This window comes from Paenibacillus sp. 01T431, assembly GCF_056398625.1.
In genome coordinates this window covers 1-17445 of sequence record NZ_JBFTPT010000016.1, presented here as the reverse complement: position 1 = coordinate 17445, position 17445 = coordinate 1, and the positions used below count along the sequence as shown (strand labels likewise).

4 protein-coding genes are annotated in these 17445 nt (G+C 46.6%); 3 read left to right on the top strand and 1 reads right to left on the bottom strand.

Annotated features, from left to right (window positions below):
• Nucleotides 1–63 precede the first annotated feature (63 nt).
• Both AC1DM9_RS26055 and AC1DM9_RS26050 read left to right on the top strand, forming a co-directional pair.
• Nucleotides 64–13806 (top strand): S-layer homology domain-containing protein, encoded by a 13743-nt coding sequence (locus AC1DM9_RS26055; RefSeq protein ID WP_477582992.1) that lies wholly within the window; start codon nucleotides 64–66, stop codon nucleotides 13804–13806.
• Nucleotides 13807–14038: 232 nt separating this feature from the next.
• Complete coding sequence (locus AC1DM9_RS26050; protein ID WP_477582990.1) at nucleotides 14039–14950, top strand: Rossmann-fold NAD(P)-binding domain-containing protein; 912 nt, start codon at nucleotides 14039–14041, stop codon at nucleotides 14948–14950.
• Nucleotides 14951–15016: 66 nt separating this feature from the next.
• On the opposite strand, the gene AC1DM9_RS26045 is transcribed toward AC1DM9_RS26050, so the two are convergent.
• On the bottom strand, nucleotides 15017–15580 hold the full coding sequence (locus tag AC1DM9_RS26045) for a guanylate kinase (RefSeq protein WP_477582988.1): 564 nt from the start codon (nucleotides 15578–15580) through the stop codon (nucleotides 15017–15019).
• A 98-nt stretch (nucleotides 15581–15678) separates the two neighbouring features.
• On the opposite strand from AC1DM9_RS26045, the gene AC1DM9_RS26040 reads away from it, so the two are divergent.
• On the top strand, nucleotides 15679–16998 hold the full coding sequence (locus AC1DM9_RS26040) for an anti-phage deoxyguanosine triphosphatase (RefSeq protein ID WP_477582986.1): 1320 nt from the start codon (nucleotides 15679–15681) through the stop codon (nucleotides 16996–16998).
• The last annotated feature ends 447 nt before the right edge of the window (nucleotides 16999–17445 follow it).

Genomic DNA, 17445 nt, shown 5'->3' with positions numbered 1-17445 from the left:
GGGCTCTATCAAATACAGAGTAAGCTCTTAAGCCAATTGGCGAAGATGGAAGGGGAAATCATTGTGAGGAAACAAAAAGTTAAAATGTTAAGGAGCCTGCTGCTCAAGTGGATGATGATTACTAGCGTAGTTGTCGGTCTTGTAGCTCCCGGCATAGGCAATGCGAGCGGGCAAGCCTTCGCAGCATCTGCAATTCCGGCTAAAGTGCCCGCCGCATTCTCAGATTTAGCGGGCCACTGGGCGGAGAAGACCGTCAGGGAGTGGGCAGGCCAAGGTTTAATTGAGGGTTTTCAGGACGGAACCTTCAGGCCAAATCAAGCTCTAAGCCGGATTGAATACGTAACGCTGGTCAACCGGCTATTCGCGTTCAAAGGAGCGGGGACTAAGCAGTTCACGGACGTCGCTCCGACCGCTTGGTATGCATTGCAAGTGCAAGCAGCCGCGGAAGCAGGGTATATAGAAGGTTATGGCAATGGAACATTTCGGCCAGAGCAGAAGCTAAGCCGGGTAGAAGCAGCTGTTGTGCTTTCGCGCCTTGTGCCGGTAATAGGCAAAGACGGGACTAGCCTGCTCAGCGAGTTTAAGGATGAGGCCAGCATTCCTGGTTACGGACGCGATGCATTGGAAGCCATTGTTGAAGCGGGCTACATTAGCGGGCTTGCGGACGGCACGCTTCGGCCGGTTCAGCCGATGACAAGGGCGGAAGCCGTCATGATGCTCGATAGAGTGCTGAAGCAATCAACTAGGTCAGCAGATGGAATAACCGTTAGCGCAAAGGTTCTTGAAACAGGCGGCACATGGGGCAAGGCGCAAGGGAACTTTGAAGTCGCTGGCGACTTGACCATTGAGGCTCCAGGCACAACTCTTCGCAATGTGACGATTAAGGGAAATCTCACTATTGGGAAAGAAGTCGGCGAAGGAGATGTGTTTCTTAAAGGTGTGAAAGTGCTTGGCAGCACGTTTGTAAACGGCGGCGGGCAGAACAGCGTACATATTGATGGTTCGCAGCTAGCATCTGTCGTCGTCGACAAAGCAGATGGAAGAGTTAGGGTTGTCATCGGTGGAACAACGATTATAAGACAGCTGGATGTGCAATCGGAGGCGAATATTGAATCTCCGATATCTGAAGGCAGCGGGATAGAGGGAATTACGATCTCCTCTTCCGGCGAAGTTATTTTGTCCGGCAAGTTTAAGCAAGTCGAGGTTAAGAGCGATGTGCAGTTAACCATTGCTTCGGGATCTGTAGAAAAATTAACCGTTAGTGAGCAGGTTAAGACAGCAACCATTTCACTTGCGGAAGGCGCCAGCGTTAGCAGCATGGAACTGCATGGGCCAGCGAATGTGAAAGGCAAAGGAACGATTGAGAAAGCAATTGTCGATTCTCAGGGGGTTGTCTTTGAGAAGGAGCCAGCTCAAAAAGAAGTAACCGAGAAAGGTGGTTTAATTGGAGGTGGAGCATCCGGAGGAACTGGTTCGCCGGGCGGGCCAACGGGTCCAACCGATCCTCCTAAACCAACAGATACACCCAAACCAACAGAAACGCCAAAACCAACCGATCCGGTTGATATAACAGTAACCGCGATTGCGAGTCAAGCAGGAGTAACAGGATTCAGACTCGCGTTTAGCTCGCCAGTACCGGGGCTCGCCGCAGCACATCTGACACTAAAAAACGCTGCGAACGGAAACATTACCATTGCATCAGTGGCTACGCTTAATGGGGGCAGCTCTTACTTTATTACAGCCGCTCTCACGGAGGGCGAGTCTTATAAGCTGACGATAGCTAAGGCTGGGTTTCAGTTTGGATCTGAGATTTTATTTCAAGTTCCAAAGACGGAGCAGCCTGCCATTTCGGTTGCAGCATCCGTATATGGGTCCAGTAAAACGGGGTTCTCGTTGCTGCTGAGTCCGTCGGTTGTTGGATTGACGCAAGCTGAGTTTACACTCAAACACGGCAGCGAAAGCATCGCAGTAGGTTCCGTAACGGAGGGTATGGGCGGCAGCGCTTATGATTTATCAGCGTCACTTGCCGAGGGTGAAACGTATTCGCTTACGGTTGCCAAGGAAGGGTACTATTTCGGCAGCGCAGTATCGATATTCGTTCCGATTACTGATCCAGAGGTTGTATCTGTAGTGGCCTCAATATCCGACGTAAGTATAGCTGGCTTCACAATCAAGCTGGATACTCCTGTCGCGGGGCTGACAGAGGATCATTTGACATTAGCGTTAAACGATCCAGGCACTGAGATTGGAGTGACGGAGGTCACAACTGATGATGACGGCAGAACTTATGCTGTCAAAGCGGAAATGGCCGAAGGCGAGACATACTCACTAACGATACGGAAAGCTGGATACAGCTTTGGCGCGGCGCTTATCGTTGCGGTTGCCCCGCCCAGCAGTATTTCTGTCCATGCGGCCGTTAGCCACATCTCGACATCCGGCTTCATGCTGGAGCTCGATCGTACCGTCCCAGCTATCGATGCTCTAAGCTTTATTTTAAAGAATGCTGCTGGAGCGGACATAGGCATTAATATGCTAAGCGCGGTATCTATCGGCAAAGAGTATGAAGTGTATTCCTCCCTAACGAAAGGCGAGACGTATACCTTATTGCTAAATAAAGAAGGTTATGCTTTTGGCAGCGAAATTGTCTTAAAGGTAGAACCTTCCCCAATTCTATCAAGTGTAGAGTGGGTCAATCGTCAAGGCTTTCAGTTGAATTTCCCAAACGACACGGTCGATTTGGCTAAGGCCTTGATCACAATAGAGGATGGAAACGGCAAATCGCTTGCTGTCACTTCTGTCAAAACGAACGTGGATGGGCATTCGGCTATCCTATCAACCGATTTAATGGCTGCTGGGAGCTATCGGTATAGAATTGATGTGGATGATGACCGCTATACGATCGGTACGCTTATCGTTCCAGAGAAGATAGCCGTATCGAAACAAACGGCGTTTGATCCGTCCAATGCAGGGATTATCGTTCACTTCAGCATACCAGTCCCAGGGTTAACAGCAGCTGCGTTTTCCCTAGCGAATACAAACGGTGATCAAATGGCAATAGACAGTATATCCACCCTAAATAATGGTAGCAGTTATTTCGTTAATTCGGCGGCCATGCAGTATCAACCCTTAACACTAAAAATAAGCAGTGAGGGTTATGACTTCGGGAATAGTGTAAACGTTGTTCGGACAACCATCAACCCTTGGTATATAGGCGCTGGTCCAAATAATGTCATGGTTGGGCTTAACCCGAATATAGCGGGTTTGACCGCCAATGATTTCAAGGTCATGGATGCGCTGGGGAATGCGGCAGCCATAACGAATGTCGTGTGGGACCCTCAGCAAAGATTTTATGTTGTCTCTTATAACGGTTTGAGAGGAAAACCATATTTTATTAGCGTTGTACGTGAGGGCTTCGACTTTGGTTTACCGAAATCGGTTACGCTCGCGGAGAAGAACACAATAACTGACATTTCCTATACTGGATTCACCTTTGTTCTTAATCCTCCTGCTTCTATTGATACGGTCAACGGCTTTGTTCTCAGGCGGGCCGACGGAAGCAGCATAAAACTCCGCTCTGCAGTGACAAGCGACGGCGGTTGGAGTTATCGGATTGCTGCTGATCTGACTCCTGGTGATTACGTACTGAAGGTCAGTGCGACAATGGATCAGACGATTTATAACATTCATGTTCCGGTCGTTACTACCATTTCGGCGGATCAGATTGTCGATTCGGGACTTCGGGTTAAGCTTAGCTATGCCTTTGCGGGGTTATTGCCCGGTCAGTTTCTTCTGACTCGCAAGAGTACAGGAGAGCGGGTAACGGTACAAGACGCTGTGACAATGGATGGCGGTCTTACCTACAGGTTGAAGGCTGACTTGCTTGGCGGCAGCTATAACCTGAGTCTTCCTGGTCATCTTCCATCGCAGGGGATCGACTTTGAAGCCGGAGAAACAATCAACGCGGGGAAAGCGACCATTAGCAAAATAGCCATGAATGGCTTTGATCTGACATTTGAACAAGCAGTTCCTGGATTATTGCCGGCTCATATTCAATTAATAGATAATCAGGGCCATGGGGTTAGTGGACTGGCGTTGACCACCACCAACGGAGGATTATCCTATCGTGTCAGTGCAAATTTGATCAGTGGTCGTGACTATACGATCGCCTTCCGCAAGGATTACGTGAAGTTTGACGGGCCGGCGACGTTTTACGTCAATCAATTGGTCACCGGGGTTATTACTGACGTCTCCAAAGACGGGGCAGTAGCGGTTACTTTCTCTACTCCTCTAAGGCAAATAGAGTACGGACAGGGTCTTGCGGTAAAAGATGAACAGGGCAAACGCTATCACCCAAAAACGCTAGTCATGTCTGCCGATGGAATGAACTTTGAGATGTCTTTTGGCGGTACGTTTGCTTTGACACGCGGACAAACATACGCCTTTGATATTGAGGTGGATGGTTATTCGTTCAGCCACCTAACCTTTACCTTGCCTTCCGAAGCAACCGTTGCCGGATTTTCTGCTTCGGGTGTTACCGTACATTTTGACATTCCAGTTATCGGACTTGGGAAGAAAAATTTCGTCATTCGGGGAGCTCAAGGGGAAACGATAAACATAGCTTCGGCGAACACAATGGATTTCGGAAGCAGCTATGTATTGGAAGCAGCGCTGATTCCTAGTAAATCGTATACCGTTCTGGTAAAGCCGGATTTGACTTATCAACGTTACGAGCCAGTATCCTTTGTGTTTACCAAGCTCATTACCGCTTCTGTATCCGAGATGAAGAAGGATAGCTTCAAACTAAGCTTTAGCGAAAAAGTTGCTGATTTGAAGCCAGCCGACATTATTTTGCGAAAACCAGACGGTCAGCAAATTCCGTACACGGAATACTCTTTATCAACAAAAGATCAGGGTTTAACTTATCTGGTGGCGATCAGAGCTGCGACTGGTGCAAAATATTCACTTGAGCTGAACCGAAGTGAATTTACGCTAGCGTCGCCGATCACGGTGGATATTCCCGTAATAGGCTCACTTCAATTGAGAGGTACGACGGCAACGAAGATTTATGTTGATGTCTACCCGCTTATTTCAGATTTGACTGGGGACAACTTTAAGCTGACAGACAGCAAAGGCCGGCCAATCGGATTTACGCTTCATTACGAAGGAGACGCATCCTATTCTCTCATTGGCGATTTTAATGTATCCGAGACATATAGCTTGGTCATCACTTATCCGGGATATGACTTTGGAAATCCGCTGACCGTTGGGCTGAAGGTTCGTGCCGATGCGATACTGTTACGCCAGTCGCAGCAGGGATTCACCATCTATTTCTTCCMGTCGATTCCGAATCTTCAAGCCGCAGACGTGAAGGTTAAAGACAATAACGGAAATACAGTAGCTATTGAATCCATCCAGACGAGTGATGACGGAGCCAGCTATACGGTTACGGTTCCTTTAAAAGGAGGAATCACCTATACCGCTACTGTAGAAAAAGAGGGCTACATGTTCTCTACGCTCGACAAGATTACACTAAACTCAAGATCCATTTCGGCCGTGCAAGCAACGGCTTCGAGAGTCACATTGCATTTTAAGGAACAAACGATGTTAAATACTTCGGATATTCATATAGTGGATGAGAACGGGGTAAACGTTTCGATTCGCACGAACGTGTCAAACGACGGAGGTTATTCGTATGAGCTAGGCGTCGCAATCGTTCCTGATAAGGTCTATTCGGTGTTCATCTCAAAAATGGGCTACGACTATGGTGATCCGCTAGCTTTCTCCATTCGCTCTGTAGGCGTTCGTTTTGGCGGGATGATTAGCGGGAACAATCAAGCTTTTATATTGCATTTAGATCAGCCAGTTCCTCATTTACGAATAAGTGACTTCCAGCTTAAACGTGTGGAGGGCGGTACAAAGGCAATTACCTCCGCAACCACGAGTGATGGGGGTAATAGCTACCTAATTGAAGCTGAGTTTTGGGGAGCGGAGCAGTACACAATCACCGCTGCCAAAGCTGGGTATGATTTCGGAAGCGGAGTTGTGGTTGACGTTCCAATCATCGCAAATGCTGCAGTGCTAAGTTCAGGCGCTTCGGAAATTGTCATTGGTCTTAGCCCTGCTGTACCGGATTTGGATGTAAGCCATGTGGCTATCACAGACGAGGAGGGCAATCGGCTTACTGCAGCTTCGGTCATTACGGAGGATGGCGGACTAACCTATCGGATTAAAGCCTCTTATAAAGGAGGCAAAACTTACTCTTTTGCGTTAAGCAAGAGCGGGTATGATTTTGGACAAGCGTTGTCGGCTTTGCTGCCAAGCGCGATTTCGGTGACTGTGGAAGGCGCTGCCGAGTCGGGACTTGTCGTCTCTGTTGCACCGGGACTAAGCGGACTGTCTGCGAGCAGCTTCGCACTTAAGGATGCCGAGGGCAAATCGGTAATTATAAAAGCAGCAACAACAAATAACGGTGGAAGAACGTACACATTATCCGCAGCGCTTGAAGGCGGGAAAACGTACAAACTGATCATAACAGCAGCAGGATATGATTTTGGAGCGGCATTGAACGCTTTTGTGCCGGTACCAGTAAATCCAACTCTATCAAGTGTCAGTAAGGATGGGTTTAACGTGTTGCTTGATTCGGCTGTACCGGGCTTGCGTGCAAGTGACTTTAGCTTGCGTAATAGTCAAGGCGCTGCGATTGCCATCGCCTCTATTACAGCCGAGAACGCTGGTATCGAATATGCGGTACATGCCTCACTCGAAGAGGGAGCAGCTTACAGTCTGACTTTAACGAAGAGCGGCTACGCATTCAGCAGCGGACTTCCGGTTCTTGTTCCAGCTGCGCCTATACCGGAAGCGCAGGTGCCGATCCGTATGACAGCAAGCCATATTACAACTAACGGTTTCACATTGGAATTAAGCAAAGCAGTCCGTAATATAGATCGCACATGGCTTACACTGCTTGATGACCAGGGACGAGGAATTGGATTCCAGCTTGTAAATCCGAACGGGAACAACCCAGATGCGCCAGATGCAGGACGAATCTACAACATCATTACTCCGCTGTCAGCAGGTGTGAATTACAAGCTGATTGCTCAAATACCGGATCGTGTGGTGGAAGGACCGCTGGATGTTTATATTCCGATGACGGAATATCCGAAAAGTTTAGCTGCGACTAGAAACGGCTTGACGATCACTTTCGTTGGAGCGGGTCCAAAAGATCTGCAGCCGGAAGATGTGAAGCTCTTGTCTAAAGATGGGACAGAGGTCACAGTCACTGGAGTGACAGCGGGTGCAGAGACAGGGTCGTTTTTAATTAAAGCGAATGTGGTTGAAGGGCAAACGTACACCGTAGCTTTTAGCAAGCAAGGCTATATCTTTGCTGGGCAGGAAAAATTAAATGCCGCTTACGTACCGATTGTTATCTCTGTATCGCTTGTAAGAGTGAATGAAAATGGATTTAATCTGCTCCTTAGTGCTCCGATAGAAAATTTGAATATCGAAATGCACAATGGCAGCGCAGTCTGGTATCGCCCAACCTCTGTTTCAACGCCGGACTTTGGGCAAACCTATTTTATTAATGAATATATCGGATACAACAAGGAGTTTAAGCTTCGTCTGAGCAAGGACGGGCATGACTTTGGAGGGGATATGATCATCAGCAACGTGAGTACACCTCCCGAGCTGATCGATGCAGTGTCGAGTGATAACGGCAAAGCCATCACTCTGACCTTTGATAAGCCGCTGGCTGTTGTTAATTCGGGGTCAACGTTTTCTGTGAAAATCAACAACCAATGGCAAAGCGGGGTTATGACAAGGCTGACCTCCGATGCAACGAAAATCGAGTTGACTTGGAGCAGCAGCGGAGCAGTTATCAGTTCCACTTCGACGATAGCCGTCGCTTATAGCGGAATCAACCGGGTCAAGGCAGTCAATCAGACGTATTTGGCCACTTTTGGAGAATTCCAGGTAGCTAATGTCGCTACCCTGGATGGTTTCCTGCAAAGCCATTCCACCCAGTACGATGCCGTTTACCCTGTGCATGTACTGCGGGTTGATTATGGCAAGACTGCGTTAGAATCATTAAGACTACTACGGCAAGCTGGATTTACCACAGCGAACTACGCAAAAGCGGTCAAGAAAGAATATGGTTTGGATTGGAGTGCATTCATCCGCCTATTATACGAAATAGATACAGATGCGCCTACGTTGTTTCAGGCTTTAAGCGCGTCGGGTTATATTTCCAACTATGTCAATCTGATACCGGATTTTGTCACAGCTGGCTATGAAGCTGAAGACATTGCACTGCCGCTTCGTAATCTTGGCTATCAGCCTCGAGATATAATGGCGTCGTTTAAGCTAGCCGGAGTAACAACCGCTTCATCCGCCTATGTTCTGCGTTATACCTATGCGGAAACTGGCGGAAACGCCGCTGTGGCATTGAAGCTAGGCAAGTACAGTATTAGCGAGATTAGGGATGCTGTTCAATCGGTTTACGGCTTAACGAACGAGAGCACCATCGAAGCTTTGGCTGCAGCGAAATTCACGGCAGCAGAATCCGCAGTTGTCATTAAAGAGGCTTATGCTGCATCTAGCGTAGATAATGCGAAACTGCTTGGCAGTGCTGGTTATCCTGCTAACAATATAGGAATTGCGCTGCGAGACCTGTATTCATTCAGCGACGTCAACGAGGCTGTTCTGACTTACTTGGGAGCAGGCATTGAGACAGGACAAGCTTATGTCATCTTAAAAAGCACCTTCGATAAGCAACAAACAGCTTCAGCTATGCTGGCGGCAGGTATTGCTGCTGCCCAGGTCGCCAAAGGTATTCAAGCCTCCGGCGATGGTGCAACCGTTATTGTTGGCGCTATGAAAAGCGGATCATACGGGATCGGTGAAATTGCTAGCGCCGTACTCGGCGCATGGGGTTCCGAAGCGGCTGGACTAAGTGAGGCTATGAGAGGGTTTACGGATCATGGTTATGACATGGAAAGCAAGGCGGGATTGCTTCGAGAAAGCTTCGGGGCTGATATCGCTACGACCATCAGCGTGCTGTATCCGGGGGTGAAGGGCGACCAAAGAAAGACGATGCTGTTGTCATTAATTCGCGCTGGTTATGAGCCTGCGGAACTTACGGCTTATATTCTGAATAATCGAATGGCCAGCAGCCGTTCGGAAGCTCTGACGCTGCTGAGGCAGTCGGGTATGTCTACCGCGCAAGGATTAAGCACAATTCGAAATGCCGTCATTCGCGGAGGCTCGTCCTTCACAATGGAGGATGCGGTGGAAGTTATCTTCCGCAGCTATGACCGCTTCGAGGCTGGAGATGTATTACATGCGCTTCGAACGACTTTTGCAAATGATGAAACGGTAAGCATGGATGCCACTACTTTGGCCCGTTCGCTCACAAGCATCAAAAGCTGGGAGAAGCTAGCCATAGGTCACACTCTAAAAGCTCAGTTAGGCTTGACGCTGCAGCAATGGGTAGAGCTTGAAAGGACTACTGCATTTGATTATTTTAAATGTCCTTGCAGTGTATCAACGGTTGTAAAGGACTCGCAATATTTGTTCCCGGGAACGTCAATACAGGAAGCGACAGTGGCGATGAGCCTCTCTAGCTTCTATACGCTGGATGACATTATTGAAGGAACAATTAATCTTTACCCTACTGGCGGAGTGCGTGCGAAAGGATTGCCGTATTTGACCGCAGCGCTAAAAGACTCGGGGTATAAATTTACGGAAATTGCACAGGCATTTGAAGCGCGGGGCTGGACGGAATGGATTGGGGCTTTCAGCAAACAAGGCATAGCCGCTAGTGAGGTTGCTGCCTATCTGAACCAACGGACCGAACCGCTAACGATAGGGCAAGTCATCACACGCCTTGCTCCATATTCGGTAAGGGATATTGCATTAGTGCTTAGAACGGAATTCGGCTTGCCATCGTCAGAGGCGTCTGCGCTTCTGCTTGTCAGCTATTCGTCAGAAGAAGTAGGTACTGCCATCGCTTCTGCTTATGGCGGAGACCCTATGACGATTTGGATCAAAGTGCTGAAGGAGCAAGGCGCAACGGCCATTTCTGTCATCAATACGCTGGGTGCGCTGTATCCGTCTTATTTTGACTCAGGCAAGGTTGGGCCGGCACTGATTAAGGGTGGATATTCGAAAGAAGAAGTAATGGAAGGACTTCTCATCCACACCCGAAGAATGGGTAATATGAAATCGACCATAGCGATTCTGCAGTCTTTGTACGGACAAGAGCAAGTGACGATTGCTGGTCTGCTTGACGCTTCGTCCAGCAAAGAGCCTAAGGATGGTATTGCATTTCTTAGAATGAGCGGTTATTCCTTATCCGTTGTTGCTCGCAGCCTGAAAGATTATTATCAGCTTACTTCCAGCGAAGCTTCATATTTGCTGGCAAAAGAATATCCTAACGACATCGACGATATTCTGCTTGGCCTTGCATCCTTATATGGTCAAGGACTTGATGAAACAGTTGCAGGTGCGTTGGAGCAGCAAGGCATCACGACCTTTGATGAAGCGGTTAATTATCTATACGTCACAGGTTTCCCGATGAAAGATATCGTGAGCGTTGGCAAAAACCATTTTGGCCAATCGCCTGGGGCAATCGCGCTCCGCTTGTCAGCGGTATACTTGTCGTCAAGCAATGTGCTTATCCAGGCAGTAGCTTCAGCTTTTAATCAATCCGTTGAGTTAACGATGTATCAGCGGCAGGCAGCAGAAGGATCAGCATCCTTTGCCAGTGGAATTGAACTTGCTTATAAGGCGCAATTCAGCTTAGTTTCGATCGTGAAGATGGCAAAGGATGGTTATGGTATTTCATCGGGTGCAGCTCTTCAAGCACTGCTGGATACTGGCCGGTATCGCCAGAGCGACGTGCTTTCTGCTATATCGAATGTGTACGGCAGCTCCCAAAACGCAAGCATTGTTGATTCTTTAGAGGCTCAGCACCTGGTGACATTAAAGGATGCAATACCTTATCTGACAAAGATGAGATTCAGCCTCCGGGATATGATTCAGGTAGGAAAAGATTATTACAAGCTCGATTCCTCTAAAGTGGTACAAGCCTTAATGGATGGTGCAGTCGATGAGGAGAGTCGGATTTTGGCGGAAGTTTCTGCTGTTTACGGTTTAGCGTTAGAGCAGGTTACGATTCAGGCCATGATCGATCTCGGCATCGGAAAGTTAGCGGATGCGATTCCACAGCTTAAGCTCAGCTACAGCTTGCGGGATATTATCCGAATTGCCAAGGATTATTACCATATGACAGCAGGTGAGACACTAGCCATTCTCTCCGAAACAAATGGATATTCATTTAATGAGCTAGTAGCAACTGTATTTGAAGTTTACGGAAAACCGATCGAGGAAAGCTTATCCAGCCTGCTTAAGAAGAGCAGAATCTATACGCTGGAAGAGGCTATTCCGCTCCTGAGAGGCATGGGCTATACGCTCCATGATATTGTGGGCGCAGCTAAGGATTATTTTGGATTTGCAGCAGACAAAACGATAACGGTCCTAACCGCTCTCCAAGTAGACAACGAGAAGGTTATTGAAGTGACAGTAGCTGCCGTTTATGGGCAGTCATCAGAGTCTACGGCGCTGCAGTATCTAGAAGAAGGAGGAATCACGGACGCAGCAGCGGCCATTCCTTACTTGTGGAAATCAGGCGTTCCGATGATAGATATCGTACGCGTGATGAAAGGCTTTTACGGTAAGACAGCCGGCGAAACCGCGGCATTGCTAATTGGCAGTGAGCTGTTCGAGCTGAACGTCATTCTGAGCAGCGTAAATGCAGTGTACGGACAAGCGGTGAATGGCGCTTTAATCGAAGTGATCAAAGCAGGAGGAGTAACATCAGCGGAAGCTATGGCGGATCAGCTCTTACATGCAGGCTACCGCTTGGAGGACATCGTTAAGGCGAGCAAGGAGCAATATGGCAAGACGAGAGAAGAGGCGCTTGCGATTCTTCAGGGACTTGCCGTTTATCAAGAAGCAGCCATTCAATCAACGCTTAATAAAGTGTACGGAGAGGCTTTTGCTCCGGTGAGCATTATCAAGGATGTCCTTAAGCTGAAAGGTGTTGCGACGCCACAAGGAGCGGTTGTGTTCTTGCGGGATGCCGGCTATGAGATTAAGGAAATTGTCCAATATCTTAGGTTTGACTATAAACTCGACTCAGGAGCAGTTACTGAATTGCTTTCTCCCTATTATCCGGCGGAAGTGTTTGGACTTGCTATAGTGGGAGTTTATTATACCAACACAAACCTAAGGGTATTGGAAGATATTTTCCCGGCAACCACCGCATTTGTGCCACTCAATGTTGTGCGGTTTATGAAAGCCAAATTCACTGTCGCGGATATCGTACTCGCTATGAAACTGTTATTTCAAATGGATGCAGCAACGATAATGGAAACTATTCCGGAAACCTTAATTCCGCAGGATCAGGTACGGATGGCCGCAGGTGAAGTATTCGGCGGCAATCCGCTAATTGCTTACCTCGCCCGTATGAAGTCGAAAGGAACGGACGCCGCCGGGATTGCTACCGAGCTTGAACGGCAAAACCTGCTTGGTCCTGATCGTTCCGGATATTTGATCGACACGTTATTGACGCTTGGTTTTGATCGAGCGAGCATTATCCGTGCTTTCTATATGTTCTTCACGGCCGGCAGAGGGACGGCAACAACAATCGAGGAGCAATCGGCGCTGTTCGTCAAGCTGGGGTATTCAAAAGCGGGAGACATCATTGACGTTCTGAGGCAGAATGGGTACGTAAACAGTACCAGCTATGCATATCGCGTATTCACAACCGTCAAGATGACTTTATCGAGCGTTTCTATGGTCGATATTGCGAAGGAAATGAAAAATCGCGGTTATGACGGTAGAGAAATTTTGAACACGCTGAATCGGTACGATGCGCGAGAAGATTCGATCTTTACACTTCTGAAGGAGTATGGTTATAACGCAGAAGAGGCGCTGCGGTACATGAAAGAGCAGACGCTCGAAAATAAACTATATTGGCTGAATAAAAACGGATACGCTGTCGGTGAATACTTAAAATACACCTTCAATTGGGATAACGACACGATTTCTATTTTGAGGCAGTTGGATATACCTTCCACCGACCTCTCGAAGGCTTTGCACAGCAGTGGCTACAGTCTTTATTATATTTCCAAGTTCTTGTACGACGGAGGATTCAAGGAAATTGCTGAGCTTACTAGAGCGTTGCTGGCGGTAAACGCCCACGTACAATGGGTTCCTTACAATTTGCTTGAGCTGGGTCACTGGTCGCTTAAGGAGATAGCCAAGGGGATGCTTGATTCTGGGCTGATCACTCTCGTAGAGCTTAGCGATGCCATACGGATGGCTAACAACAACAACTTGGATGAGACGTATCTGATTATTAAGGAAATATCGACACGTGAGCAGCAAGCTTTTTACGATGATCTGTCCAGTGCGGAACGCATGCTGCTCAGCAATAATGAAATTGCCATTATCGTTACATTGACGACTCTTCGGGGCGATAGAGTAAGGATAGGTGAGGCGACTAAGCTAATGCGAAACACAGAGAGAGTGGACTATAAGGACTCCGTCATTATGACAGCTCTTTCTGGATATAACGTCCTCGATGCTCTTGATGCGGTATGGGATGTTTATCGCTTTGAAATTGGTGTCGCTATTCTTAAGACGATGATCGGTCAGACTTGTACGAAGGTACTTACGGAATTCAAGGATTACTACAGGCTGGGAAATCTGGTTTACAAGATCGTATCAAGAGTGATGAAATAATTTATTCAACCCATGATGCAGAATATCGCAATTACTAGAAAGCACCCTTTCAAAGCCATTTATCATGTATGGCTAGATAGGGTGTTTTTTCTTATGATTTAGTTTCGCCGCTAACGTAATTAATTCTACTCGAAGAATAGTCTGTTTTTCCTTTAGTTGACAAAATCTATCCTTCACCTTAAATTGAATATAAATACATTATATCGTATAAATATTCATTAGAGGTGAAATCATGACTCATTTATTATCACTAAGAGAGTACGACGCGGACACCATTCACTCCATCATCAGGCAAGGAATCGAGATAAAGAACAACCCAGAACGCTATTACCACGCAGCAGAGCGAAAAGGTCTTCTTATGCTTTTTCAGAAAACTTCTACTCGTACGAATCTATCGTTTCAATCCGGGATTAACCAAATGGGCGGGTACTCAGTCGTGATGGATTGGGATGCCAGCAACTTCAGCATTTCCCCGATCCAGTATGAAGCGCAGTATGCATCAAGAAATTGTGATGTGATTATGGCGAGATTAAAGAAACATTCTGATGTGCTCGAATTAGCGAAGTACTCCAAGGTTCCCGTCATTAATGGCTGCTGCGACAAATATCATCCTTGCCAGGCTCTTGCGGACTTAATGACCATCTATGAGGTCGCAGGTACTTTTACGGGAATAACGCTTACGTACGTTGGCATTCATAACAATGTTGCCAATTCTTTGGTCGCAGGCTGTATGGCGGTTGGAATCAAGCTGTTGCTGGTTACTCCGATCCTTAACGAGCCATCTTGGGATGAGGAGCTAATGCAAACGGCCTATCAAAGCGGATGGGTGGAAAAGGTTGTTGATTTGCCTAGTGCGGCAGCTAGATCTGACTTTGTATACACGGACACTTGGATCGATATGGAGTTTTTTTATGAAGACCACAATCAAGATGAGAAGAAGCGAAGAATGGAGCAGATGCTTCCTTTTCAATTGAACAAAAGTAATCTTGCTGGTCACTCACCCTACTTAATGCATGACATGCCTATTCATCCGGGCTTCGAGATAGAGGAGGAGTTAGTGGAGTCGGAGCGTTCCATCATCTATCAGCAAGCTGAGAACAGGATGCATGTTCAAAAAGCTTTGCTTTTGCACTTACTTAAATAAAGTTATCAAAAAAGCTCATCCACGCATACTAAGCGCAGTTGAGCTTTTGATTTTTTTTGGATGGTCTCAAAATGAGCCATGACCGGCTATGATCTCTCTGACCTGCGTCATTGTATCATTAAAGCGGGTGTCGTCATGGTTCCATATGACCACATCAGCATGCTGCATATACTCGCTCTTTAGTTCAATCTCCTCCGCGCGTTGCACCCTTTTGGCGATTTCCTCTGGCATTCCGCCTCTTATTACCAATCTTCTCTTAATGGATTCAACATCCGCACCTACATAGATTGCAATCACATGATCATACCGCTTCTTTAAAGCGAGTACGCCAGCAAGGTCCATTACAATATGGGCATTCCTATTTTGATCGAATACTTCTTCAATGCTGGATTTTAGTGTGCCGTAATAATGCTCGTTGTATCGTGTCCATTCAATAAAGGCATCTGCACGAATGTGATTTTCAAACTGGCTCGTTTCCATAAAAATATAATGAATCCCGTCTGCCTCATTCGGCCTCGGGAGTCTGGTTGTTGAAGTAATAATTTTTTGAAAGCCGCTAAGGGTCAGCTCTTTCTGGATTTCGGATTTACCTGAAGCGGAAGGGCCATAAAATGCGAATATTTTCCCCAAACGAAAGCTCTCCTTTATGAATTGTTCATCGATCTCTTCTAATAAAGACCATATATTGTTAAAATGTTTCTAAATGACAAGGAGCTGGGAGCGAGCCTATGATTCTCTATAAACATTCTTCAAATTCATTTTATAATGATACGGATATTCAGAGGCATATTAATATAGAAAATGCCAAGCAAAGAATTTCAGTTCGGGATGACTTTGAACGTGATTTTGGCAGAATCATTCATTCAGCAGCGTTCCGTCGCTTACAGTCCAAGACGCAAGTCATTGGGATCAGCGAAGGAGATTTTCACCGAACACGGCTTACACATTCCCTTGAAGTATCTCAAATTGCAAGAGGAATTGCCACAACCTTAAATGAAAAAAGCAATATTTTTAAAGAGACGGAAAGTAAAATAGATATTTCTCTTATTGAGGCAGCTGCTTTAGCTCATGATTTGGGGCACCCGCCATTCGGGCACCAAGGCGAACGTGCATTGAATAAATGCATGAGCGCATTCCAGCTTAACTTTGAGGGAAATGCGCATACGTTCAGGCTTTTGACGAATACGACTAGCGACGGGGACATGGAAACGGGCCTTGATTTAACAAGAGCTGTTTTATTGTCCATTTTGAAATACCCAGCCAGCATGAAGCAAGTTAATAATCCCGAGATCACGGGCAAACCGCCTAAATGCAGTGTTTTTGAAGAGGACGAGCATGTATTTCAGTGGGTGATTGAGAGCTTTTCGCCTGAAGAGAAGGCTTATTTCATGCATGTTTCCGACTTGCAGGCTGGTAAACATAAGAAGACTTTAAATAAAACGTTTGAATGCTCTATTATTGAGCTCGCAGACGATATTGCTTACGCAACCTATGATTTAGAAGATGCCTTCAAGCTTAATATGATCAAAATAGATGATCTATGTGAGGTAGCAAATAAGCATAAGCATATTTCATCCGCTAGAATTGCAGAGTCTTTACGGGTTTTTATGGAGAACAGCGGGGAGCGGCATAAACAGACGAAGCGTTTTTTCGCTGATTTGGTTTCTGGATTCATACATGAGATTACGGTTGTTGAGACCCAGCCTGCATTCTCCTCCAACCGGTTGCGCTATAAGGCAGTAATTACTGAGGATGCTATGGAGCTGCTGGAGGATTTGAAGAAGCTGGTCGAAACGCATGTGATCTTCTCACAGAAGGTTCAAACCTTTGAATGGCGCGGCGGCAAAATAATTGAAAAACTCTTCGATGCGATGTTCAATGATCCAAACCTGCTTCCAGAAGATAAAAAGCTAAGATGGCATGTAGCTAATGATCGGATGAATGCCAGATTGGTTTGCGATTACATTGCTGGAATGACAGATACCTATGCATTAAAAATGTATTCTCGTTTATATGAAGCTGCTGGAGGCAGGTTGTTTGATATTTAATTTGAATGGTTATAAGGATACATTCAATTAGATCATATCTATTAAGTGCTAGGCTGCAACAGCTGTACGCAAGCATCTTCCTCTAATGAAGGAAGGTGCTTACGTGGTATGAATAATGGAAGCATCCTAATTAGAAGAAGAATAAAACTATAGAACATGAATCTCGCTATATTTAAAGTTTATAAACTATTTTCAAAAAACACTTGCATTACTAGACGAGTACATGGTATATTCTATTTCTGGCCGAGAGACACACGCGGACAGCAAGCAAAACAAGCATGACAAACGAAAGAATAGATTGCTCTTTGAAAACTGAACAACGAGTAATAACTGCCCTTACGATTCTAACGAATCGTGAGAAAAGCGATAAAAAAGTAATGAGCATTTCAAACACCAATTTGGAGAGTTTGATCCTGGCTCAGGACGAACGCTGGCGGCGTGCCTAAT